This is a genomic window from Aeribacillus sp. FSL k6-2211, from assembly GCF_037966125.1.
Classification (GTDB): domain Bacteria; phylum Bacillota; class Bacilli; order Bacillales; family Aeribacillaceae; genus Aeribacillus; species Aeribacillus composti.
In genome coordinates this window covers 1,657,784-1,680,256 of sequence record NZ_CP150190.1, presented here as the reverse complement: position 1 = coordinate 1,680,256, position 22,473 = coordinate 1,657,784, and the positions used below count along the sequence as shown (strand labels likewise).

17 protein-coding genes, 1 pseudogene and 1 riboswitch are annotated in these 22,473 nt (G+C 40.4%); of the genes and pseudogenes, 4 read left to right on the top strand and 14 right to left on the bottom strand.

Translation table 11 applies throughout. The annotated features are described in order from the left end of the window. Nucleotides 1–371: 371 nt before the first annotated feature. The 3 genes and pseudogenes from NSU19_RS08160 to NSU19_RS08150 all read right to left on the bottom strand — a co-directional run. Entirely contained in the window at nt 372–1,982 is a 1,611-nt protein-coding gene (locus tag NSU19_RS08160) for an IS1634 family transposase (RefSeq protein ID WP_339199715.1), read from the bottom strand. Between the two features lie 977 nt (nt 1,983–2,959). Beyond that, on the bottom strand, nt 2,960–4,528 hold the full coding sequence (ggt, locus tag NSU19_RS08155) for a gamma-glutamyltransferase (protein WP_339199992.1): 1,569 nt from the start codon (nt 4,526–4,528) through the stop codon (nt 2,960–2,962). Nucleotides 4,529–4,536: 8 nt separating this feature from the next. Then, nucleotides 4,537–4,875, bottom strand: a pseudogene (locus NSU19_RS08150) (MFS transporter); the annotation flags it as partial. Between the two features lie 704 nt (nt 4,876–5,579). Here NSU19_RS08150 and NSU19_RS08145 point away from each other — a divergent pair. From NSU19_RS08145 to ade, 4 genes are all read left to right on the top strand, one after another. Further along, entirely contained in the window at nt 5,580–6,056 is a 477-nt protein-coding gene (locus NSU19_RS08145) for an Lrp/AsnC family transcriptional regulator (protein WP_063388247.1), read from the top strand. A gap of 18 nt (nt 6,057–6,074) precedes the next feature. Beyond that, a complete protein-coding gene (locus NSU19_RS08140) occupies nt 6,075–6,641 on the top strand; it encodes a chromate transporter (protein ID WP_063388248.1) in 567 nt (188 codons plus the stop codon). Next, the gene (locus NSU19_RS08135; RefSeq protein ID WP_094245607.1) at nt 6,638–7,177 is read left to right on the top strand and encodes a chromate transporter; all 540 of its coding nucleotides are present in this window, start codon (nt 6,638–6,640) and stop codon (nt 7,175–7,177) included. The genes NSU19_RS08140 and NSU19_RS08135 overlap by 4 nt, the downstream gene beginning before the upstream one ends. Nucleotides 7,178–7,305: 128 nt before the next feature. Beyond that, nucleotides 7,306–7,407: riboswitch (purine riboswitch) on the top strand. A gap of 49 nt (nt 7,408–7,456) precedes the next feature. Next, the gene (gene ade, locus NSU19_RS08130) at nt 7,457–9,199 is read left to right on the top strand and encodes an adenine deaminase (protein WP_003352561.1); all 1,743 of its coding nucleotides are present in this window, start codon (nt 7,457–7,459) and stop codon (nt 9,197–9,199) included. A gap of 882 nt (nt 9,200–10,081) precedes the next feature. Here the strand turns inward: ade and NSU19_RS08125 are convergent. The 11 genes from NSU19_RS08125 to NSU19_RS08075 form a co-directional block, all read right to left on the bottom strand. After that, entirely contained in the window at nt 10,082–10,378 is a 297-nt protein-coding gene (locus NSU19_RS08125; RefSeq protein WP_063388252.1) for a 4a-hydroxytetrahydrobiopterin dehydratase, read from the bottom strand. A 115-nt stretch (nt 10,379–10,493) separates the two neighbouring features. Next, complete coding sequence (locus NSU19_RS08120) at nt 10,494–12,008, bottom strand: cobyric acid synthase (protein WP_339199713.1); 1,515 nt, start codon at nt 12,006–12,008, stop codon at nt 10,494–10,496. A 606-nt stretch (nt 12,009–12,614) separates the two neighbouring features. After that, nucleotides 12,615–13,919 (bottom strand): MATE family efflux transporter, encoded by a 1,305-nt coding sequence (locus NSU19_RS08115; RefSeq protein ID WP_327856200.1) that lies wholly within the window; start codon nt 13,917–13,919, stop codon nt 12,615–12,617. An 11-nt stretch (nt 13,920–13,930) separates the two neighbouring features. After that, nucleotides 13,931–14,704 carry a dipeptide/oligopeptide/nickel ABC transporter ATP-binding protein gene (locus NSU19_RS08110; RefSeq protein ID WP_339199711.1) on the bottom strand — a complete coding sequence of 258 codons (774 nt, stop codon included), beginning with the start codon at nt 14,702–14,704 and terminating at the stop codon, nt 13,931–13,933. Between the two features lie 91 nt (nt 14,705–14,795). Then, nucleotides 14,796–15,590 carry an ABC transporter ATP-binding protein gene (locus NSU19_RS08105; protein WP_339199708.1) on the bottom strand — a complete coding sequence of 265 codons (795 nt, stop codon included), beginning with the start codon at nt 15,588–15,590 and terminating at the stop codon, nt 14,796–14,798. 12 nt (nt 15,591–15,602) lie between these two features. Further along, complete coding sequence (nikC, locus tag NSU19_RS08100) at nt 15,603–16,415, bottom strand: nickel transporter permease (RefSeq protein ID WP_133309130.1); 813 nt, start codon at nt 16,413–16,415, stop codon at nt 15,603–15,605. Between the two features lie 2 nt (nt 16,416–16,417). Continuing rightward, on the bottom strand, nt 16,418–17,359 hold the full coding sequence (gene nikB, locus NSU19_RS08095) for a nickel ABC transporter permease (protein ID WP_066248451.1): 942 nt from the start codon (nt 17,357–17,359) through the stop codon (nt 16,418–16,420). Next, nucleotides 17,360–18,883, bottom strand: a complete 1,524-nt coding sequence (gene nikA, locus NSU19_RS08090; protein ID WP_063388259.1) for a nickel ABC transporter substrate-binding protein — start codon at nt 18,881–18,883, stop codon at nt 17,360–17,362. A 344-nt stretch (nt 18,884–19,227) separates the two neighbouring features. After that, entirely contained in the window at nt 19,228–20,094 is an 867-nt protein-coding gene (locus NSU19_RS08085) for an alpha/beta hydrolase-fold protein (protein WP_066248444.1), read from the bottom strand. A gap of 349 nt (nt 20,095–20,443) precedes the next feature. Further along, nucleotides 20,444–21,469, bottom strand: coding sequence for an iron ABC transporter permease (locus NSU19_RS08080; protein ID WP_063388261.1), 1,026 nt, complete (start codon nt 21,467–21,469; stop codon nt 20,444–20,446). Further along, nucleotides 21,462–22,469: an iron ABC transporter permease gene (locus NSU19_RS08075; RefSeq protein WP_339199705.1), complete on the bottom strand. Its 1,008-nt coding sequence runs from the start codon at nt 22,467–22,469 to the stop codon at nt 21,462–21,464. Before NSU19_RS08075 ends, NSU19_RS08080 begins: the two co-directional genes overlap by 8 nt. Nucleotides 22,470–22,473 lie beyond the last annotated feature (4 nt).

Here is a 22,473-nt window from a genome sequence, read left to right as displayed (position 1 = left end):
TTATTTCCTTCTTGATCTCTGTCCAGTTTGCTCGTCCAATCAAAGTTTTCCAACCTACAGCCAAGGTATTTATCATGCACTCCAAAGCTCTCCGGTTTTTTTGTTATTTTGAAACATTTTCAGCACTCTCTTGCAGATGTATGTTGCTCAATTGGCTACAGTCCTAAACCGAAGAATAACTTTCCCGGTGTTTCATTCTGTTTCATGAGGATTCAACCATTAAGCCCCTATTTATTCCATATTTAATGACTTCGTCAACGAAGAAAAAAATAACGGAAATAGCTAAACTCAAGTTTGACAGAGTACACTAAAGAAAAGCCCGAAAATACTGGTGTTTTGGACTTTACCCACAACACGTACCACTACACTTGTTAGTGGCACGTGTTTTTTTCTAATACTCTAGGAGGCGCTTGTGTGACAAGTGCTTCAAATGCTAGATTTGCTTGACCTTGTAATTCTGTACGAACGATTTGCTCTTCACCATTCACGCGTATTTTCGAGGCCTTCATCTGGCTTACATCATGCAAAATATCCTTTACACTTGTTTGGCATCCTATTTCTTTTAGCTTATAGGCCAAAAAGGATTCCATGACAAGCGCAAGGAAACAAACCATGATATGGCCTCGAATACGAGATTCCACTCGATGGTACATCGGGCGAAGTTCTAGATTCGACTTCAGGTTACGAAAGGCTTGTTCCACTCTCCACAACTCTTTATAGGCAAGTGCTGCCTCTTCATCCGTTAATGACGAGTTGGTCCGAATGGCGTACTTTCCGTCAAACTTTTCGTCATTGGATACCTTCTCTTCATCAATTTTGGCCGATGCTTTTTCTATCGTTAAAAACTTGGAATACGCACGGTTTTTGACGAGTCCAGATGGACCGAGTTCATCAAGCTTCGATTGAAGGTTTTCTAACACGACTTGACGACTCGCTCGATCACGTTCTTCAGCGTCCGGATTGTAACAGAGTACATACGTTTCGCCATCGATTTTCTTTGACTTCACTTTTAGATTCGGGAGAACCTTCTTATATGGCCCACGGATGGATAATAGCTCTTGTGCTTTCTTCGACTTTCGTAATTTAACACCCACAATATATTCCATGCCCAGTTCACGAATTTGATCTAAGTTGGCTTCACTAACCATTCCGCGGTCTCCCACTAGAATGACTTTCTGAATAGGATAGCGCTTCTTCAAGTCTTCAACCACCATGCCAAATGTCTTCGTATCATGCATGTTTCCAGGGAAGACTTGATGTCCAATCGGAATCCCTGTTTTGGTCATTAATAAGCCAATCACGACTTGTTTTCGATCTCCACGATGATCTTTGGAGTAACCATAGTGAGCCAGCAGTTCGTCTGCTTCCTCTCCTTCGAAATAGGTGCTTGTCGTGTCGTAAAACACGATATCTACTTCTAATGAGGTTAAATCGGTTAAATGTCCATAAAGTTGTTCCTCAATTTTTTCTTTTTGTTCACTTAAGAAGTCTAATGCACGATAGTAGTGATGGAGTTGAATGTCTGAAAGACCTTCTGCATAAATCGTGTCGATCCATTGTTTGAAGATATAATGCTTACTATTGGGATCCATGAGACGGTTTAACACCATGGCAAAAATGGCTTCGTCATACTGAGAAGCAGCCTCGGAATCATCCATGATTTTACGTAATAGCCGACCAAGTCCTAACTTTTCCCATACCTTTCGGAACAGATAAACCGGCCCAAACTCTTTTGTCCAAAGCACGGAGACAGAAGAGGAAGAGCCTTGCCCGTGAATTCGGTCAAAGTAACGCTCTGAAAATTTGGCTAATCCCTCGATTATGTTATCGACAGAGCCATTCTCTAATAAATGTTCTAACCTCCCTAGATTACAAAGCGTTTGTTGCCGAACTTTATTGTCTACACGAAATGTACGACATATTTGTAGATATTGACGAACAGAACCATTTTTATTTTTTTGCTTATTAATTCGAATATACATAGCACTAATAGTATAACATATATTACATATTATTGGATATACAAAAGTTATCCACATAACACTACATAATGATTATATTTTCGATAAAAAAAGTGGATAACTATTGGTATAATCACCTTTAGTTATCCACATGTAGTGAAATGGTGTCAAACTTGAGCTAAAGAAAAAACTGCAAAAAACCATAATATGATAGCAGGCAATATTCCGAAGATTATATGTAGAGCAAATGCGAAAAACCTTTTGGTAATGAAAGCAATTGCTATCGTGGGTAGTCCATAAAAGAACAGCCCAACGCTTACGTATGAAGATATCATGAGAAGATCGTGAAAAGAAGATCCTGTTTGTTGGTCAAAAAGAAATGCTACTGGCGAAATAAAATCGCTATGATAAAAGTAGAAATAACAAACGTAATGAGCGCTGTTAAAAATTTTCTTTTTATATATTAGTTATACCCCTTATTATTACTTGTAAATAATCAAATACAAATTTGATAAGTAAAAATACATAAAAAATGTTCTAATATGATTGCCTGTGTAGATGGTGAAGGAGATTAAAATGGTCATCATGGCATTTTTGGCTATTTGGTAGCAATTATATGGACCAGTATTGCGGAATATAAAATTTCATTTTGCTGTTTGTTTTTGACGAAAAGCAGCAGCTGGAAATCAATGTAAGTTTTGTTAAGGAGGTTTGATGAAAGATTTAGTCCGCGAAACAGCTTGTTGCAATCGTTGGTGTTTTCGCTTCCCTATATATTTCTACTAAAACCTTTCTTTTTGGCTGTAACTTCTCCTAATTTATTTCCAGGGTTGAATATACCGATGTGAGAACCTCTTCAAATGATAAAAGCCTGTAGAATTCCAATAATGAATTCTGCAGGCTTTGCCCTAGCTGGATACTTTCCGTAAACCCTTCTCCTATATATTTAAATATGAAACAACGGATAGCATAAATCCCCGCTTTTTATGAATTCGCCGTTACCAACCGATTGCCGCACCGTCTCCTCTTGGATCAACCCCGCCATGTAAAAAGCTTTGGTCATCAATTAATATGGCGTTGGCATGCCCCATTATTTTATCAATAGGTTCAACAACTTTCACAAGATGGCCAGCTTTGATCATCGATTCGATCACTTCTTTTGAGATGCGGCCTTCCATCTTCAATTCTTCCGTCTCTTCTCCCCACGTTCTTCCCCACACAAACCTTGGCTCATATATTGCTTCTGCAGGGCTCATTCGATAATCAATCATTCTTGTAATGATAGCTGTTTGTGTTTGCGGCTGTCCTTCTCCTCCTTGTGTTCCGTATAAAATATACGGCTTTCCATCTTTAAAAGCCATTGCAGGCATCAGCGTGTGGAACGTTCTTTTTCTCGGCGCCAAGCAATTGACATGCGAACGATCAAGAGAAAAGAACGATCCTCTGTTTTGCATTAAAATCCCTGTGTCACCAGCAACAACACATGAACCGAATTCAAAATAAAGACTTTGTATAAAGGAAACCGCATTCCCCTCTTCATCCACGACAGCCGCATGGGCAGTGTCGTTTCCGACAGGCTGAGTCTTCACTTCGCTTGCTTTTGTCAGACTGATCGATTCGGCCAGCTTTTTCGCATATGTTTTGCTTAACAATTTATCAAGCGGAATCTGGTAGAATTCGGGATCTGTCAATACTTTGTTTCGGTCTTGAAAGCTTTTTTTCAATGATTCTGTCAAAAGGTGATAATACTGAAAAGAACCGTGCGGAATCGTTTTAAAATCAAAGTTTTCTAAAATATTTAGCGCCATTAGCCCGGCAAAGCCTTGTGAATTGGGCGGAACCTGATACATGGTATAACCGCGGTAAGTTCCGCTCAGCGGTTCGACCCAATCTCCGTGATGATCCGCAAAATCATCCTCTATTAAAATCCCGCCTTTTTCTCGAAGGCTTGATACAATGCGTTTTGTTAAACTGCCTTTGTAAAAATGATCTCTTCCTTTGTTCGCTAACTCTTTCAATGTATCCGCCAATTGCTTCTGAATAAATTTTTCATTTATGCTCGGAATTCGATGATGAGGCAGGAAAATCGATGATGTTTCCGGAAATTCTCGCAGAATTTGAACATTTTTTTGCGTGTTGACATATTGATCCTTTGAAAAAGGGAATCCATTTTCCGCATATTCGATAGCAGGCTCTAAAACCTCCGCCAATGAAAGTCTTCCGTATTCTTTTATGATGGCATCCCAACTGTCAACCATTCCCGGCACGGTGATAACACTTTGAATGCCTCGATACGGAATGGCGGGTAAACCTTCGTATTTTTCAGGCGTGGCGTTATAGCCTGACCGGCCGCTGCCGTTATACGCACGAACTGCTTGATCCTTTTTACTGTAAAACAGCCAAAAAGAGTCTCCTCCGATCCCTGTCATGTGCGGATAAACGACCGCTAAGCAGGCGCTGACCGCTACCGCTGCATCGAAGGCGTTGCCCCCTTTTTGCAGTATGCGGCAACCGGCTGCCGATGCTAAATAATGCGGACTGACAACCATATTTTTCGTTCCGATCATTGATTGGCTCATTTTACTTGTTCCTCCCCCGGTTTGTAGTATTGAACGAAATGGGTCATGCGATTTGAACCTTCCGTAAATAGAAATAAAACAGCGCCGATGATTAGCAAAACACCTGACAAATAAAAGCCGATTTCAAGCTTGCCGGTGATATCGGCAAAATAGCCCGTAATATAAGGTGCAAAAATTGAAGAAAGCATTCCGCTGAAATTGAAAAAACCATACACTTTGGAGTACATGGATGACGGCGTAATTTCAGCCATATAAGATATTAATACGGGATCGAGCGCCAATTTTCCTAGCAGTCCGTAAAAAACTAATCCTGCTAGCAGCAAAGAATAATTTTGACAAATTGGCTAACGCTAAAAAATAATAAGCAGCTTTTTCATTTATTTGAAACATAACCGAAGAAAACAGCCTCTGCCGCAAAAAGATATTTTCCTGTGTCGATCCTTCTACCTTACAGAATATGAAGACAAAAAGATTGTTTCTTGTAATCAGACCTTTAACGATTTATCCATTTTAATTTTACGGAACATCTTTTTTTGTATATCTGGATCGAGCACAAGCGAAACAGCACAGTTTGAGCCCAAACAGCTTGCTTCTATAAAACAAAATGAAATGGAAAAAGTATTTCCACTATTGATGCCAACCGAAAAAAATTTCTTATTGCAAACCATATTATGTTCCCCTGAGTGGACATCGGCAAAACAAAGCAAAAAACGGATAACAATTCTTCCAAACTGATCAGTCATTATGTGATAAAAAACGGTAGATTTAAACCTCCTGTTAATCAATAGAAATGCCACCGACTTCAATTTCCTCCATCACATAAAATCATGATAGCCAGGATGTACGTTTTGACTCGATTTCATTATAAAAATCCATATAAAAAGGTGCTTTAATATTGTCACATTTTCTAACGATTTTTTTCGTTCCGTAAACAAATAAATATTTTCATTTTTTTATAGAAATCATAAAACATATTTTGTATACTAAAGGAAATTATAATTAGAAAATTAACTACATAACGAAATAAAGGGTGGTATGAATGGCATTCGAATACAACATTCCGAATTTAGACATAGACCATATTGATAAACAAATTTTAGAGAAGCTGCATGAAAACAGCCGGATATCGTATACCGATCTCGGAAAAGAAATCGGTTTGTCTCGAGTTGCCGTTCAGGCGAGAATAAACAACTTAATTGAAAAAGGAATTATCGAGAAATTTACGACGGTTATCAATCCGACGAAAATCGGCATTCATGTTTCCGCCTTTTTCAACGTTGAAGTGGAACCGCAATATTTAGAGGAAGTGGCAGAACAATTGGCGGAGGAGCATGCCGTTACAAGCTTGTACCATATGACTGGACCAAGCAAGCTCCATATGCATGGAATCTTTAAAAATAATCAAGAAATGGAAAATTTTTTAACAAAAAAATTGTATCCGATGCGCGGTGTCGTCAGCGTTGACTGTCAAATTCTCATTAAACGATACAAGAGCCGCATGGGCATGAAATTATAAAGGATGAGGGGGAGAAATATGCAAACTTCTTATAAAAGTCTTATCATGGCTATGCTGAGAACCGGAATTTTTGGATTCGGAGGCGGTCCTTCCGTCATACCGCTGTTCCGTTATGAAGCAGTTTCCAGATACCGTTGGGTAAAAGATGAAGAATTTGCAGAAATATTGGCGATTGCCAATACCCTGCCCGGTCCGATCGCGACAAAAATGGCCGCTTACTTAGGATATAAACAAAAAGGGGCATTAGGCGCTTTTATTTGCGTAGCAGCTCATATTTTGCCTACATGTTTGGCCATGATTCTATTATTCAAAATGGTCACAGCTTTAAGCGATTCACCTGTTATCCACGGTATGATTTCTGCTGTTATGCCGGTGATCGCCGCCATGCTTGGGCAGTTGGCTTACGAATTTTCCGCAAAGGCCGTGAAAGGATTGGGAAAATGGCTTGGCGTCCTGCTGATGATTGTTTCGTTTTGCCTGCTGCAAGTGATTTCGATTCATCCAGCTATTGTAATTCTAATGTTTTTAACATATGGAGCTTTCCATTTAAAACGGAAGAGCAGAAGTAAGGAGATGTCTGCATGAAAATCTGGATCAGCTTATTCATCGGTTTCTTTTTGGCCAACATACTCGGTTATGGAGGAGGACCCGCTTCCATTCCGCTTATGTATGAGGAGATTGTCAATCATTACAAATGGCTGACAAATGCAGAATTTTCCAATATGCTCGCACTGGGAAATTCTTTGCCGGGCCCTATTGCGACGAAGATCGCCGCCTATGTCGGTTATGATGTGTACGGATGGTGGGGGGCCTTCATCGCCTTGTTTGCGACTGTATTTCCGTCAGCTTTCGCTTTGATTCTGTTGTTAAAACTGATTCAACGCCACCGGGAATCTTTAGTTGTGAAAGGAATGACCTTGCTTGTACAGCCTGTTATTGCTGTCATGATGCTGCTTTTAACTTGGGAAATGATAGAAGACTCTGTCCATTCGCTCGGAATTATCCAATCGCTCATCATTGCTGCTGTATCGTTCTTTGCCTTAGAAAAATGGAAGGTTCACCCTGCCATTCTCATTATGATTTCCTTTGTTTATGGAGGAGTTGTTCTGCCCAATTTTTAAAACCGGTCTGTTTGGAGCACCAGAGAAACTGTGATTCTCAGCTTTTCGCAATACCTGAGAAAATTTTTCTGTCAAGAAATGCGCCAACTATCTTGCTTTGTTTCAATTAGAGTCGTATAATCTCTTTTTAAAAATACGAATGATTTTCTCGTATAAGTTTGGAAATACGGTCCAAACGTTTCTACCAAACTACCGTAAATAGTTTGACTACGAGAGACGATACACAACTCTCCCTGTCAAACTCAACGCGCGAGTTTACTACAGAAGGGAAAAGTGAGAATGGACAAAAACATTTTAAAGAAAAGAATCCAAGTGGCTAGCAAACAAATTCCGGCAGACATTGTGATTAAAAACGGAAAAATTGCCGATGTTTTCAATTTAGAAATTTTGCATGGAGACATCGCCATTGCGGACGGAGTGATTGCTGGAATCGGAGAATATGATGGGGTAAACATCATTGATGCCGAGAATAAATTCATCGTACCAGGTTTCATCGACTCTCATGTCCATATTGAATCTTCGATGGTGACACCGAAGGAGTTCTCCAAAGCAGTTCTGCCCCACGGTGTGACAACCGTTATTATAGATCCGCATGAAATTGCGAATGTCGCCGGGACGAAAGGTATATCTTTTATGCTGGAGGATTCAGAAGGCTTAGATTTAGATGTGTATTGCATGCTGCCTTCCTGCGTTCCGGCGACTTCGTTTGAAAATGCCGGCGCTGTGTTAAATGATGATGAACTTGCACCTTTTTACAAGCATCCTCGGGTGCTCGGGCTTGCGGAAGTGATGGATTTCCCAGGTGTTCAAAATTTAGATGACCGCATCATTGACAAGCTTTTAACGGCATCAGCATATAAGATCGACGGACACGGCGCAGGTCTTGGCATTGAAGGAGTCAATGTTTACAGAGCTGCCGGCATTCAAACAGATCATGAATGTGTGACAAAAGAGCAAGCAAAAGACCGCCTTGCTCGCGGAATGTACGTCATGATCCGTCAAGGATCTGCTGCAAAAAATTTGCCAGAACTAATCGGCGTGGTCAATGAAAAAAATAGCCACCGCTGTCTATTTTGTACGGATGACAAGCATTTAGACGACTTAATTGCCGAGGGAAGCATTGACTACAATATTCGTCTTGCCGTCGAGCATGGACTTGATCCTCTCATAGCGATTCAAATGGCGACGATTAATGCCGCCCAATGTTTCGGACTATCGCAAAAAGGAGCGATCGCACCTGGATATAGAGCAGATCTTGTCATAGTAGATAACTTCAAAGCTTTTACGATTGAAAAAGTTTTGAAAGCCGGAAAAGTGATAGCGGAAAACGGTCAATATATAGGATCTATAGATCAACCAAAACCTTCCGTTTTATCAAGAAATTCTGTCAATCTAAACATAAACGAGGTTACAAAAGAACGGTTGGCCATACACGTGAAAAATAACCAAAAAGCGCATGTAATAGAAATTATTCCGAATCAAATTGAAACGGTTAAAAGAATGATGGAAGTTCCGAGCGACGGTGTTTGCTTCATCCCTTCCATTGAAAAAGATTTGGCAAAACTGGCTGTACTCGAACGCCATAAAAATACTGGAAACATTGGCCTTGCCATTGTAAAAGGATTAGGCTTAATCGGCGGTGCAGTCGCCACAACCGTCGCCCACGATTCCCATAATGTGATCGTTGCCGGCACAAACGATGAGGATATGATCTGCTCCATTCAAGAGATAAAGAGAATCGGCGGTGGGCTAGTAGTTGTGAATGATGGAAAAACGCTCGCCTCTTTGCCGCTTGTGATCGGCGGATTGATGTCAGATCAAGCATATCCAATCGTCGCCCATCAACTCGATGAATTGAACAGCAGCTTGCACAAAGTGAGCAAACATCGGCATTTCAATCTCTTCCTCACGCTCTCTTTTTTAAGTTTGCCTGTCATTCCAGAGCTCAAAATTACAGATTTAGGATTATTTGACGTCACAACGTTTCAGCACATAGAAGTTGCAGCCGAGCACGGCGTTTAAATATCGTGTAAAAAATGATTGTATGGGCTGCAAAACACATAAAAAAAGAAAACTCCGGCAAGGGAGATTGGCTCATCTGCCGGAGTTTCATTTGCCTTTTTTCGCTTAGAGTTTAAATTCTTTAAGCTTGCTAAAGCTTTCCAATACGTGTCAGAAATGATTCATTCATAAATTCGCAGGAGATGTTTTTTACACGCTTGCCCGATAGCTTAACCGTTTTTTCCGCCGGACTTTATCCCGTTCCAAAATCCTTTGCTCGATCAATAGAATTCACCTTTTTGCCAGCTCGCTTCGGTCAAAATCAAACAAATTATACAGCTTGTATGCCATCATGAGCTCAAAGCGCATATCTGCATGATTTAAATCAACATTGAGTATTTCTTCAACACGTTCAATGCGATATTCAAGTGTGCTGCGGTGTATAAATAATTCTTTCGAAGCTTCGCGGTAAATCAAAAGGATTTTTGCAGCGCTTCGGTCATGGTCATACGATTAAATTCGGCAGGTTGTTTTCCTTCAACATTGTCAATGATATCTTGAATGGTGCTATGACATGATCCGATCACTTAAAAGTTTTCCTTCAACAACATCAACTAACATCCTTGTTGCCTGCTTTGTGTGTGCAAAATTTCGTCATTTTTTTTATCCATAAATGCAGATTTTCCCCAAAAAGACCATATACACGCTTCTTGCAGCTCCGCATCATTTCAGCTGCCCATCTATTCGAGAAAAACAGGATGCCTTTTAAATCGCATCATTTTTTTGAAAACCGCTCTCCTTCTCAAGAGGAAAGAAGTCCCTTATATCGTAACTTATGGTGCGGCGGAAAATGCGGCTTTCTTCACGTCATCCGCTTCACATATAATCCACTTTTTTCCGTTCTTACCCTGCTTTTATTTTTTCATAAGCTTCATCATATTTTTTCGCCAGTTCGAAATCAAGCTTTGTGAGTCCTTTCGCTCTCTGAGACGAAATTTTTACCGTGATGAACTTATAGTCAATAGAAATGAAGGGATGATGGTTTACTTCTTCAGAAATGTCCGAAATTTGCCGCACGAATTCGATTTCTTGCAAATCGTCTTGAAAGAGGTACTTTCTTGCAATCCATCGCTCTTCAAGAAGCTTCCAATCTTCCATCTCTTGTAAAAGAGATTGCACTTCTTCATCTGTTAACCGCATGACCGTTTCCTCCCGGATTTTTATAAAAAAACAGACAGCTAAAATCACAGTGCAAAAAAGATTGCCATATGAATATAAAGAGGCGAACAAACATATCAGATTTCCGTTTATTTTCTTAGAAAAAAGATTTGCTTTGAAACCGTTCCATTTCCCGATAAATACACTCGATGTCCACATGCTTCCGGAGACAATCGGCAAGCCGGTCAAAGGCTTCTTCACGAATGTTTTTCATTGATGGCCGCTCATAAATCGCCGGAAGACCTTTTCTTTTCCTTATCAAATTCAAAAATGCCGTTCGAAACTCATCGTTATGAAATATGCCATGAAAATACGTTCCAATTAGGAGGCTGTCTTGGCTTATGCAGCCGTCAACTCCTTCTTCGGTCGTAATAAATGGCGATACGTCCCCTTCATAAGAAGTTGTTCCCATATGAATTTCATAGCCTTCCACCGGCACATTACAATCAGCCAAGTGGGCCATCCCTGTTGTAAGAGTCGTCCTTTTCTCTTTCATCATAGCGGTGCGAATCGGGAAAAATCCGAATCCGTTTGCGCTCCCTATCGTTGTTTCTACGTGATGTGGGTCTGAAATCTCCCTTCCGAGCATTTGATAACCGCCGCATATGCCGACAATGACTGATTTTTTCGCACGATAAAGCTTTTCTATCGCATCCGCAAAGCCGGATTTTCGCAAAAGCAATAAGTCCTCAATTGTATTTTTCGTTCCCGGCAAAATGACAACATCCGGTTCTCTGAGTTCATTTGCCTCCTTTACATAGCGAACATGGCAATCCTTTTCATATAGAAACGGGTCAACATCGGTAAAGTTCGAAATGTGAGGAACATGAATAACAGCAATATCAATCTCGCTAGTTTTCTCATTTGTACGTGGAAACGCATCTAATATGACGGCGTCTTCCGCCTCAATGTTTAAATTAGAAATATATGGTACGACCCCTAAAACCGGTTTGCCTGTATACTCTTCAAACCAGCGAAGTCCCGGCTCCAGCAAGGAAATATCCCCGCGAAACTTGTTAATCACTACCCCAATTACGCGATCGCGATCTTCAGGCTCAAGCAGCTGCAATGTTCCTACTAAACTCGCAAATACACCGCCTCTGTCAATGTCGCCGACAAGAATGACAGGAGCGTTTGTTAACCGGGCAATGCGCATATTGGCAAGCTCGCGATCATTTAAGTTAATTTCCGCAGGGCTCCCTGCTCCTTCTATAACGATTCGCTCATATGTACTTGCCAAATGATGATACGCTTCTTTAATCACCTGCAAACCAAGTTCAAAAAATTCCTGCCGATACGCTGTTGCCTTATAATTTTGATACGGCTTACCGTTCACAACAATTTGTGAAGTGTGATCGCTCACAGGCTTGATCAAAATCGGGTTCATATCCGCCGTTGCGACCGTTCTTGCCGCCTCCGCCTGCACTCCTTGGGCGCGGCCGATTTCCTTGCCGTCAACGGTAATATACGAATTGAGTGACATATTTTGTGATTTAAACGGCGCCGTCCGATACCCGTCCTGCGCAAAAATTCGGCAAAAACCTGTCGCAATCACGCTTTTTCCCGCATCGGAATGCGTACCTTGAATCATGATGGGCAATGCTTTATTCATCTGTTTTTCTCCTCTCACAACCATTCACAATTGTTTCGCAAATTCCGAGTATGAAGCACCGCCGTATGAAAAGGCGGGCTAATAAATCAGGACTGCATGTAAATCCTTTATCTTCGAAAAAAAACACGGTGGCTATTTTTTTCATTGATCACGCCGATCAATTCAGGCAAATTTTTGGCAGCAGATCTTTGACGAATCATCACGTACATTCCACAGGAAAGTCGGTCTCTTGCTTGCTTTTTTGTCGCACATTTTTAACTCGCCCACATGATGCCAATTTCCCGACATTGCTTGCCGTTCCAACAATGATGATTCTTTTCCAACATTTTTACACGGTAACTTTTTGGTTGGATTCTACTGTTTCAACAACGATGATTTATTTCCAACTCATTCATGCTCCCTTTTCAAAAATTGATAATGACTGAAGTATTATAACATCCTTCATTTTCCGCTAGTATCATGATGCACGAGATGATCAAAAATAATTGCTATGTTTCTTTGCTAAATGAAAAATTCCGCATATACAGTGATCGTGATCTGTAAGTTAAGGCATATCTTTATGTGTCCAATCGTTTGATAGACTCAGCACTTAAGATCACCGGCACCTCATTTTTTGAATAAAGTTCTGTTTAATGCTGGAACATACATAGCTAAAAACACAGACCGACCGAGGCTGAAAACAATAAAAGCAAGCCACAAACCGTGGTTATAATACATCGGAATCAAAATGAAAAGACAAACAATATATACTGCAAGAGAAATCAGCATGGAATTGCGAATCGGATTGGTCATGGTCGCTCCTGTAAAAACACCGTAGAGAATTAAACCGAAGCTTGCCGCAAGTGGAAATATCGTGACCCAAATACTGTAGGAGCTGGCCAGTTCGATCACATTCTGATTTTTCGTAAAAACAGGAATGATCGAATCTTTAAACAGTATATAAATAAGCATCATAAACAAGGGGGAAATTATCGCCCATTGCCCTGTCAACGATAAAGTGCGTTTATACAAAGCTTCATCCTTTGCACCGACAGCTTTTCCGACGAGAATACTGCTGGCATTGGCAAATCCGTCTAAAAAGTACGCCATGATGTAATGAATTTGAATGAGAACGGCATTGGCTGCCAGTATTTCGGTACCAAAAGAGGCACCTCTCGCTGTAAAAAGATTAAACACGGTTAACAAACAAATCGTGCGAATAAGCAAATCCCGATTGACCGCCATCATCTTCTTAAATTCTCCTGCATTCCACAGCTCGCTGCTAGGAATGGAGAAAAGGCGAAGATCGGAAGACTTTAACACGATATACATTCCAATGAGAAATGCAGCCACTTCTGAAATCAATGTAGCGGCGGCTACACCATTCACATCTTGATGAAAAACGTTCACAAACAACAAATCAAGTACAACATTTAATAGATTCATAAATACTTGTAAAAATAGCGAAATTTTAACACGAGACATTCCCATGAGCCATCCTAGAATGACGTAATTCGCCAGCGTAAACGGGGCTCCCCAAATGCGGATCGAAAAATATTCGTCCGTGAAAGTCATGACTTTCTCATCCGGATGAATAAGCGTTAATGCGATATGCTTCATCGGCCATTGAACGAGGATAAATAGAATGCCGACGGCTAACGCAATGAGGAACGGTCTTACGAAATATAAAAAACATTGCTTGGCATCTTGCGCACCATAAGCTTGTGCGGCAAAGCCGGACGTACTGACCCGCAAAAAGCCAAACAACCAATACATCGTATTAAAAATCATCGTCCCTACAGCTACGCCGCCAATATACGCTGGATCAGGAAGCTGTCCCACTACTGCCGTATCGACAGCTCCTAATAACGGGGTGGTGATCGTTGAAATGATAAGCGGAATCGCCAAAGATAGATAAGTTCGGTGAGTCATTATTATCCCCCTTAACCTTCAAACAAGTGAATGAGCATTTTTGTATATGGGTGGCGGGCTTGAGAGAATATATCATTCTTTTGAAAGCAGTCAATAAAAGCCCCATCTTTCATTACCAAAATGCGCTCGCTTAAAAAATGAACCGACGGGAGATCATGGGAAATAAATAGATAGGATAATTCCAATTGTTTTTGCAGCTCCTTTAAAAGAGTTAATATTTGCCCTTGTGTATAGACATCTAAGCTTGCTGTCGGTTCATCTAAAATGATCAAAGACGGCTGGATGCTAATCGCACGAGCAATGGCAACACGTTGTTTTTGCCCTCCGCTTAACTCGTGGGGATAGCGATAAAGATAGCGGTCCGCCATCCCAACCATCTCTAGCAGCCGCTTTGCGCATAATTCACGGTGCTCTCTTACATCTTGCAAATAAATGGGGTAGATATTACGATGTGTATCTAATGCCTCCATGACAGAATCGATGATCTTTCGTTTTGGATTTAAAGCCGCTGCCGGATTTTGAAACACCGCTTGCATACAATGGCGAATTTTTCGAATTTCTCTTTTAGTCATTTTATGCAATGGTTGGTCATGTAAAAAAATTTCGCCTTCGCTTATTTTTTCTAACATAAGCAAGCAGCGCGCCAATGTACTTTTCCCGCTGCCGCTTTCACCGACAAGCCCGACGCATTCGCCTTTTTGTATCGATATCGACACCCCGTTGACTGCTTGATGACCTGAAGCATAAATTTTTTTGATATTTTTGGCCAATAATAGATCTGCCATTATGACATATTCCTTTCCATTGCAAAATCCAGTTTAACAGGCGAGACAATACGCCTAATCGCTGATACAACGCTGAATGACCGCTCGGCCTTCACGTGATCACTTCATGCATTTTATTCGGCAAGGTTGGAGCGGCACTCAATAATTGCTTGGTATAAGGATGACGAGGATGGTGAATAACATTTGTTTTCGTCCCTGTTTCGACAATCTCCCCTTTCTTCATTACTGCAACAGTATCGGAATATTTCCTAGCAAGCCTCAAATCATGTGTAATAAATAATATTGCACAATTGATTTTCTCTTTGATATTCGCGATGACCTCTAACACATGTGCTGCTGTCATACTGTCAAGCGCAGTGGTAGGCTCATCAGCAATAAGCAATTTCGGATTCAGCATAATGGCCATAGCAATGGATGCACGCTGCAGCTGTCCGCCACTTAATTGAAAAGGGTAACTATTGTAGACGCGTTTTGCAGGGAGTTGTACGTCTTCCAATGCTTGAAAAGCGATTTCTTTTCTTTCGTTTTTAGTTAAAGAACAATGAGCTTGGATCATTTCATCCATTTGCTTACCGATTTTTATAAAAGGAGTAAACGAGCTTTGATAGTCTTGGAAAACATAAGATATTTCTTTTCCCCGTAAATTCTGAAATTCTTTATTCGATAAATGAGTCATATCCTTGTTGTCAAACTGAATATGCCCGGAGGCTATCCACATTTCTTTCGGCAGAAGCCCTCCAATCGCAGAAGCTGTGATGCTTTTGCCGCTGCCGCTTTCGCCAATTAATGTAAACCATTCTCCTTTTCTGGCAGTTATATTCACATTTTCAACAATCGGCTTATTTCGAAAATTAATTTGCATTTGATCAATAGTTAATAATGACATACCATCTCCCCTTTATCCTTTTACATCAAAACGGTCTCGCAATACATCACCAGCTAAATTAGAAACTAGAACAGTAAACATAATGGCAATTCCAGGAATAAACATTAAATATGGCGAGGTGTGAAAATATGGTGTACTTTCGTTCAGCATCGCCCCCCATTCAGGAGTTGGCGGCTGCGCTCCTAAGCCGATGTAAGATAAGGAAGCGATCAACAAAATAATTTTTCCGAGATCCAACGTCGCTAAAACGAACACATTTCCCACGACATGGGGCAGCAAATGTTTACGAATAATTTGAAATGTGCTTAAGCCATTGACAACCGCCATTAAAATGTAATCTTTTTCTTTCTCAGATAACACCGTGCTGCGGACAAGCCGCACATAGCTTCCCCATTTCGCTACAACGATTGCAAAAATTAAATTTAACATACCGGGGCCTAAAATACCGCTCAGTACAATTGCGACAATAAAATCAGGGAAAGCTAGAAAAGCGTCTATGATTCTCATCAAATAACGATCGAAACGGCCTCCGACAAATCCTGAAAACATGCCTAACGGAACGCCGATCAACAAAACAATGCCCAATACGAGAATACTCGTTCCGACCGTTACTTGCCCTCCCGCTAGGATGCGAGAAAATAAGTCTCGCCCCAAATAATCCGTTCCGAAAAAATGCTCCGCACTTGGTTTCAGCAGACGTTCATTCATATTGATTTGCAACGGATCATATGGAGCAAGCAGCGGAGCTGTCAAGATGACAAGAAAAAAGGCAAATAGTATAAAAAGAAGCGTTCGCGAGTGCGTCCAATACATTTGTCTAAACATTTTCAACGTCTCTCTACTCCTTTTAAACGTATCTCAGGGTTTAAATAACGGCAGCAAATATCAACGAATATATTAATCAAGACAATCAAAATCGTAATAAACAATACATACCCTTGAATGACCGGGTAATCCCGGCGAATAATCGCATCTACCACCATTTTTCCAATTCCCGGGTATGCAAACAGTACTTCAATGACAACTGTGCCGCTTATTAAACTCCCAAGACTCATACCAAAAATCGTTATGACAGGAATTAAAGAACGGCGGAAAACGTGGAATAAAAATATCCGTTTTTCGCTAATCCCTCTTGCCCTTGCCGCTTTCACATAGTCCTCATTCAAGCTTTCTAGTAAACTGGAACGCAGCAATCTGACATAAACAGCTGACATCGCGATTCCTAACGTAAGGGATGGCAGGATGACGTGTTGAATCGTTCCCTTTCCCATGCTTGGCAATATCCCTAATTGAACGGCAAATAATTCAATGAAAAGGAGCCCCAGCCAAAAGCTGGGGATGGATGAACCGACTAGTGCAAACAAACGGCATATATGGTCCACCCATTTATTTTTATAGAGTGCAGATAGAGTGCCTAAAGGAATAGAAATCAGAATCATTACGATTAAAGAAGTGCATGTGAGCGTAATGGTCGCAGGAAACCTTGATAACAACTCAGAAACTACCGGCTGCTTTGTTATATAGGAATGGCCTAAATCAAACTCGAAAAATCGTTTCAACCAATACCAATATTGAACGTATATAGGTTCATGTAACTTCAGTTCTTCTCTTAGCGCTTCAATTTGTTCTTTCGTAACGGACACTTCATCTACTTGAAGCATCTGTTTGACAGGATCGCCAGGTGCTAGTTTTATAAATATAAAACTAATGAAAGACAGCAGAAGTAAAAATATGATGAACTCTATGAATCGTTTCGCTACTTGAATCATTTACCCTTCCACATCCAAATCTTTTGTTAACATATAATACTCGCTTTTACTAGTTACCCAATTTTTTACTCCGTCACGATAGGCAACAATAATATTTGGATGTACGATAAAGGAATGGAGAGTCTTCTGATCAATGATTTTTAATGCTTTCTTCGCCAAATTGTTCCGTTCGTTCACGTCTACCGTTTGGTTCAATTGTTGAATGCTAGCTGTTAATTCTGGATGGTTAATACTCGCGTAGTTCAGCGCTCCGTTCGGCATGTATGTCGCATTCAAAAAGTATGCCGCATCTCCTCGCGGAGCCGTCACACTGCTGTATGTAGCAAAATCCCAATCATCATTGGCCGCTAAATACTCATCAATATTTTCCACTTGCTGAATCGACATCTCTATGCCAAGTTCCTTCGCCTTTGATTGGAGAATTTGTACAATTAAAGGAAGTTCAGGACGCGATGCGTATGTTAGCACTTTAAGCCGAACGGCCTTTCCGTCTTTCGTAACTTTTCCGTCTTCTACTTGAAAGCCTGCGTTACTAAAATACTGTTTCGCCGCCTCTATTCCGCTTTCCTTTTCTTCATAGGATGGCGCAAACGGAGAACCAGCCAAAAAAGGACCTTTCGCTTCAACGGCATGTCCATTTAAAATATGTTCAACAATTTCCTTCCGATCTATTAAAGCATCCATCGCCTTGCGCACATTTTCATCTTTCATATAGGAGCTCTTCATATTATAAAACAGCTGATGTGTACGCAAACTTGGAACTGATTCTATTTTTACATTTTCTTCTTTTAATTTTTCAAGATTTTCTACCGGCGGTCTAAAAATAATGTCCGCATCTCCTGATTGAAGCGCCATTTTCCGTGCATTGGCATCCTCATTGAAAGCAAATGTTGCTTTTTCAAGCTTTGCTTTGCCATCCCAATACTTTTCAAATCGTTCGACCTTCAGCTCTACCCCAGGCTCAAAAGAAGAAATTTTAAATGGCCCCGTACCGATTGGCCTTTTATCAATATCTTTTTCATCAACATCGACGATCGCTGTATTTGGATGTACGAGTTCTGAAGGAAATTGCGGGAATACTTCTTCCGTTTGAATCGTTAACAATTGACCATCGGCTTTCATTTTGCTGATTTTTAATGCCGCTTGAACAGATGGACTATCGTTGATTGCTCTTTCTAACGAGGCCTTCACCGCTTGAGCATCAACTTTTTTCCCATTATGGAATGTAACACCTTCTCTAATTTTAAACGTCCAGTTTTTCCCATCTTTACTTTTCCATTCTTCTGCAAGCCAAGGTTCAATTTTTTGCTGTTCACTAATTTTGACAAGCGTCTCTCCTACTCCCGCACGAACTATCGTATAGTTCGTGTCTAAATGCGGATCGAGTGTGTTGGTTGGAAAGTTAAAAAGCAATGTTAATTCTTTGCTGCTCTTCTCCTTTTCTTTTGAGGAAGACTGTGAGCATCCGACAAGCAAAAAAATTGTTGTTAAAAGTATTAATATGCTTTTAAAATATCGAAACATTTTCTCACCTTCCTAAATCGTAATGATTAATATTTTTATTTTCCTATCATACATATATTCGCTATTTTTGTAAATATTATTTCGAACAAAAATAATTCAAAATCACATATTTTTGAAATGTCCATTTATTTCTCGACATTCCCACTTCAAAAAATTGATGAGTTTCTTCCAAAAATTCCATGCTGAATCACATATAAGGCAAAATTAAAAGGCATGAGTCCGGTGTAATACCGAATTCATGCCCAAACAGTTGCCTAAATTTCCGTGTCTAACTTTTTGGGTTCAGTTCAAATTTTTGAAAAAAGTTCGCTCTCTTTATTAAGCATGATAAGAGCCTTGACAGATTATGTGCCCTGCTTTTCGCTTAGTGCAAACCTCACAGCACGGTTAATCAACGCCGGCAGCACGGACACATGGCCTTCATCCTCAAATTCTTTAAATTCCACGTGAAAATTGTTTTGATCAAGTCGTAATAGTCGTTCTGCAAGCTCTTTAGCGTTCGCATTCATGCCGCTTTTATGGAATTTTTCCAATTCTCCTACAGTGATTAATAATCGTATATGATGCTTATCATTTTCTAGACTAGAGATAAATTTTTGCTCTGCATCAAGTAGAAGCGATTTATTCCAATGAATGGACGGGCTGCCTGCGATATACGTATTGAAGGCGTACGGCTTTGTAAACAATGTTTGTAATACGAAGAGGCCGCCGAGTGAATGACCAAAAATCGCTTGTCTGTCTTTATCAATTTTGAACCTGCTTTCGATCAGCGGTTTAAGCTCCCCATCAATAAATTGCAAAAACTGTTCCGCTCCGCCATATTCTGGTCTGTCTGTCCCCTCTCGTCTCGAATACAATTCCGAAGCTGGCGGAGTCAGTGTAAAATCATAATAGCGTTCAGGAGAAAACGGTTTTTCGATATGGTAACCGATGCCGACTACTAGTGCTGGAACGATTCCTGTCCTTTCGGGCCGCCTTGATTGGATACGGACTGCCTCAAACATTGTTCCGAATATAGCATTAGCATCCAAGAAATAAATAACTGGAAAGCCTGAAGGAGGAGGAGGCACATCAGGTATACCAAGCAAAATTTTGTATTGCCGATTTTCTTTTGAACGTATTAAAAATTGTTCAGTACTCGGAATGCTAACTTCTCGGCCAGCAGTATCTTTGTCCATCACATCAGCTTGTTTATCTTTTTTCCTATGCATGGTTAAACGCCTCCATATCATTGATTGATATCATCGGGGCAAAAATTACAACCCTCCAAATGAACATTTCAATCTCCTTTCCAAAGCCGACAAACATATGTATTCGCAACTGGTACTCTATTTTCTGACGGGCAAAACGGGCTCTTCCTTCATTAAAACAACCTGATGGGTAGCCGATATTTTGAATGGATCACCTTCTATGGTTCATAAGACTTTACCTAGTATTTAAGACATCGCTTAGTAATGCCAAAATGGTGCCGAACGATGATTCTCATCTATATGAAAATAATTAGGTCAGATGATGCGGGATGACCTTTGAACTTATGAATCATTTACACAATTCCACGTTTCATTTTTTACTATCTTTAAATAATAAATAAATGAAATAAGGAACACCGATGATGGAAATGACAATCCCGACTGGCAATTCAGCTGGAGAAAAAACAGTTCTGGCAATATAATCGGAGACAATGACCATAAGCATGCCGACCGTTCCGCTGACGGGAATTAGCCAAAAATGATGGATTCCGACCAAACGCTTGGCGATGTGCGGTGCTATCAAACCGACAAATACAATGTTTCCAGCCACAGAGACACAAGCGCTCACAATTCCGATACTGCATAAAAGGAACACATTTTTTTCTTTTTCCGTACGAATTCCCAGTCCTATTGCTCTATCTTCTCCTAATTGAAGCAAGTCGAGTATATACGATTTTTTTATAATAATAGGAACTAATATGACGAGCCAAGGCAAAATAGAGACAATGTATTTCCAATTAGCATTCCATATACTTCCATTCAACCAAACTGTCGCCATTTCAAAATCCTGAGGGTTCATTTTCAAGGATAAAAACATAGACAAGGCCCCAAACCCAAATCCTATTGCAATTCCAACCAAAATCGCACGTTCGGAATCTAGTTTTCCATTTCGCCATGAGAATAAATAAATCAATAGTGCTGAAGCCAGTCCGCCTATCCAACCAAACAGCGGCATTGCCAAAGTTGACAGCCATCCGCTTCCCGTTATTTGCCCTTCAAAAAAGAGCATAAAAATAACGATAGCGGCTCCTGCCCCTGAATTGATTCCTAAAACGCCAGGGTCTGCAAGTCCATTTCTGCTAATCCCCTGTAAGGTTGCACCCGCCACTGCAAAACCAAATCCAATCAATGAAGCTATTAAAATACGGGGCAAGCGAAATTCAAATATGACCAAATCATGCTCAGAATTAGGATCAACCCGCAGCAAAGTCTTTACTATATCGATAACTTTAATATCAAATTCACCGTTTGTTAAGCTGACATATATTGCAGCAAAAATAAAGACTATACTGATCAGCATCACTGTCCAAAATCGTCTCGCCATTTGTTTATGCATATGTTCCTCCTCCTCTCTTGTAAATTAAATAGAGGAAGAAAGGAACTCCGATTAGGGAAGTGACAACTCCAATAGGAGTCTCAAACGGGTAATTCAAAAATCTGCTTAAAATATCGGACAGTGCTAAAAAAATACCTCCAAGTACTCCGGCGCAAGGAATAACCCACCTATAATCGATTCCAATTAAAAATCGGGTTATGTGCGGAATGATTAAACCAACAAATCCAATATTTCCTGCCAAGGCAACAGAAATACCAGTCAAAATGACGGTGCTGGTCATTGCTAACGCTTTGACCAACACCGTTTTCTGTCCTAAACTCACAGAAACTTCTTCACCTAAAGAAAGAATTGTGAGCGATTTGGAAATATAAAGAGCCATTATGATCCCGACAATTGCAAAAGGAATCGCAAGTTTTATTAGAAAGGGATCCATCTGATGCAGCCGGGCATTATACCAAAAACTGATGTTTTGCGATACTTGAAAATACGTTGACGAGGCAGCGGAAATACTGCTGAGAAACGTTCCAATAATAGTTCCGATGATCGCCATTCGAACGGGTGACATTCCGTTTGGCATAAGCGACGCCACGCCGAAGACGAAGCCAACAGCAATGGCTGAACCGAGTAGTGAAAATATTATCATGCTCAAAGATGATGCATCCGGCATGAAAATCATGCAGAGTGTAATAGCGAAAACCGATCCGTCAGAAACTCCCAAAATCGAAGGGGAGGCAAGATAGTTCCTCGTCATTCCCTGCATGATCGATCCAGATATGGCCAAGAAAATTCCGATTAAAAGTGCTCCAATCGCTCTTGGCAAACGGGAATGTATTACAATTTGGTGATTTACATTTTCCGGATCAAAATGAAAGAACGCCTCCCAAACCGTTTCGAAATTTATATCTTTCGCTCCATAAAGTATAGATAATAGAACTATGAGCACAAACGCAATAGGTGAAGAACATAAAATGAGAATGGATATAGGAATCTTTAAGCGCATAATA

Coding starts and splice junctions, on each gene's coding strand:
- nikA (WP_063388259.1), bottom strand. CDS start 18,883: ATGTTTCGATATTTTAAAAGCATATTAATACTTTTAACAACAATTTTT.
- ggt (WP_339199992.1), bottom strand. CDS start 4,528: ATGATCGGAACGAAAAATATGGTTGTCAGTCCGCATTATTTAGCATCG.
- NSU19_RS08125 (WP_063388252.1), bottom strand. CDS start 10,378: ATGCGGTTAACAGATGAAGAAGTGCAATCTCTTTTACAAGAGATGGAA.
- NSU19_RS08075 (WP_339199705.1), bottom strand. CDS start 22,469: ATGCGCTTAAAGATTCCTATATCCATTCTCATTTTATGTTCTTCACCT.
- NSU19_RS08160 (WP_339199715.1), bottom strand. CDS start 1,982: ATGTATATTCGAATTAATAAGCAAAAAAATAAAAATGGTTCTGTTCGT.
- NSU19_RS08120 (WP_339199713.1), bottom strand. CDS start 12,008: ATGAATAAAGCATTGCCCATCATGATTCAAGGTACGCATTCCGATGCG.
- NSU19_RS08110 (WP_339199711.1), bottom strand. CDS start 14,704: ATGGCAGATCTATTATTGGCCAAAAATATCAAAAAAATTTATGCTTCA.
- NSU19_RS08105 (WP_339199708.1), bottom strand. CDS start 15,590: ATGTCATTATTAACTATTGATCAAATGCAAATTAATTTTCGAAATAAG.
- NSU19_RS08145 (WP_063388247.1), top strand. CDS start 5,580: ATGGCATTCGAATACAACATTCCGAATTTAGACATAGACCATATTGAT.
- NSU19_RS08085 (WP_066248444.1), bottom strand. CDS start 20,094: ATGCATAGGAAAAAAGATAAACAAGCTGATGTGATGGACAAAGATACT.
- nikC (WP_133309130.1), bottom strand. CDS start 16,415: ATGTTTAGACAAATGTATTGGACGCACTCGCGAACGCTTCTTTTTATA.
- NSU19_RS08135 (WP_094245607.1), top strand. CDS start 6,638: ATGAAAATCTGGATCAGCTTATTCATCGGTTTCTTTTTGGCCAACATA.
- NSU19_RS08115 (WP_327856200.1), bottom strand. CDS start 13,919: ATGACTCACCGAACTTATCTATCTTTGGCGATTCCGCTTATCATTTCA.
- ade (WP_003352561.1), top strand. CDS start 7,457: ATGGACAAAAACATTTTAAAGAAAAGAATCCAAGTGGCTAGCAAACAA.
- nikB (WP_066248451.1), bottom strand. CDS start 17,359: ATGATTCAAGTAGCGAAACGATTCATAGAGTTCATCATATTTTTACTT.
- NSU19_RS08140 (WP_063388248.1), top strand. CDS start 6,075: ATGCAAACTTCTTATAAAAGTCTTATCATGGCTATGCTGAGAACCGGA.
- NSU19_RS08080 (WP_063388261.1), bottom strand. CDS start 21,469: ATGCATAAACAAATGGCGAGACGATTTTGGACAGTGATGCTGATCAGT.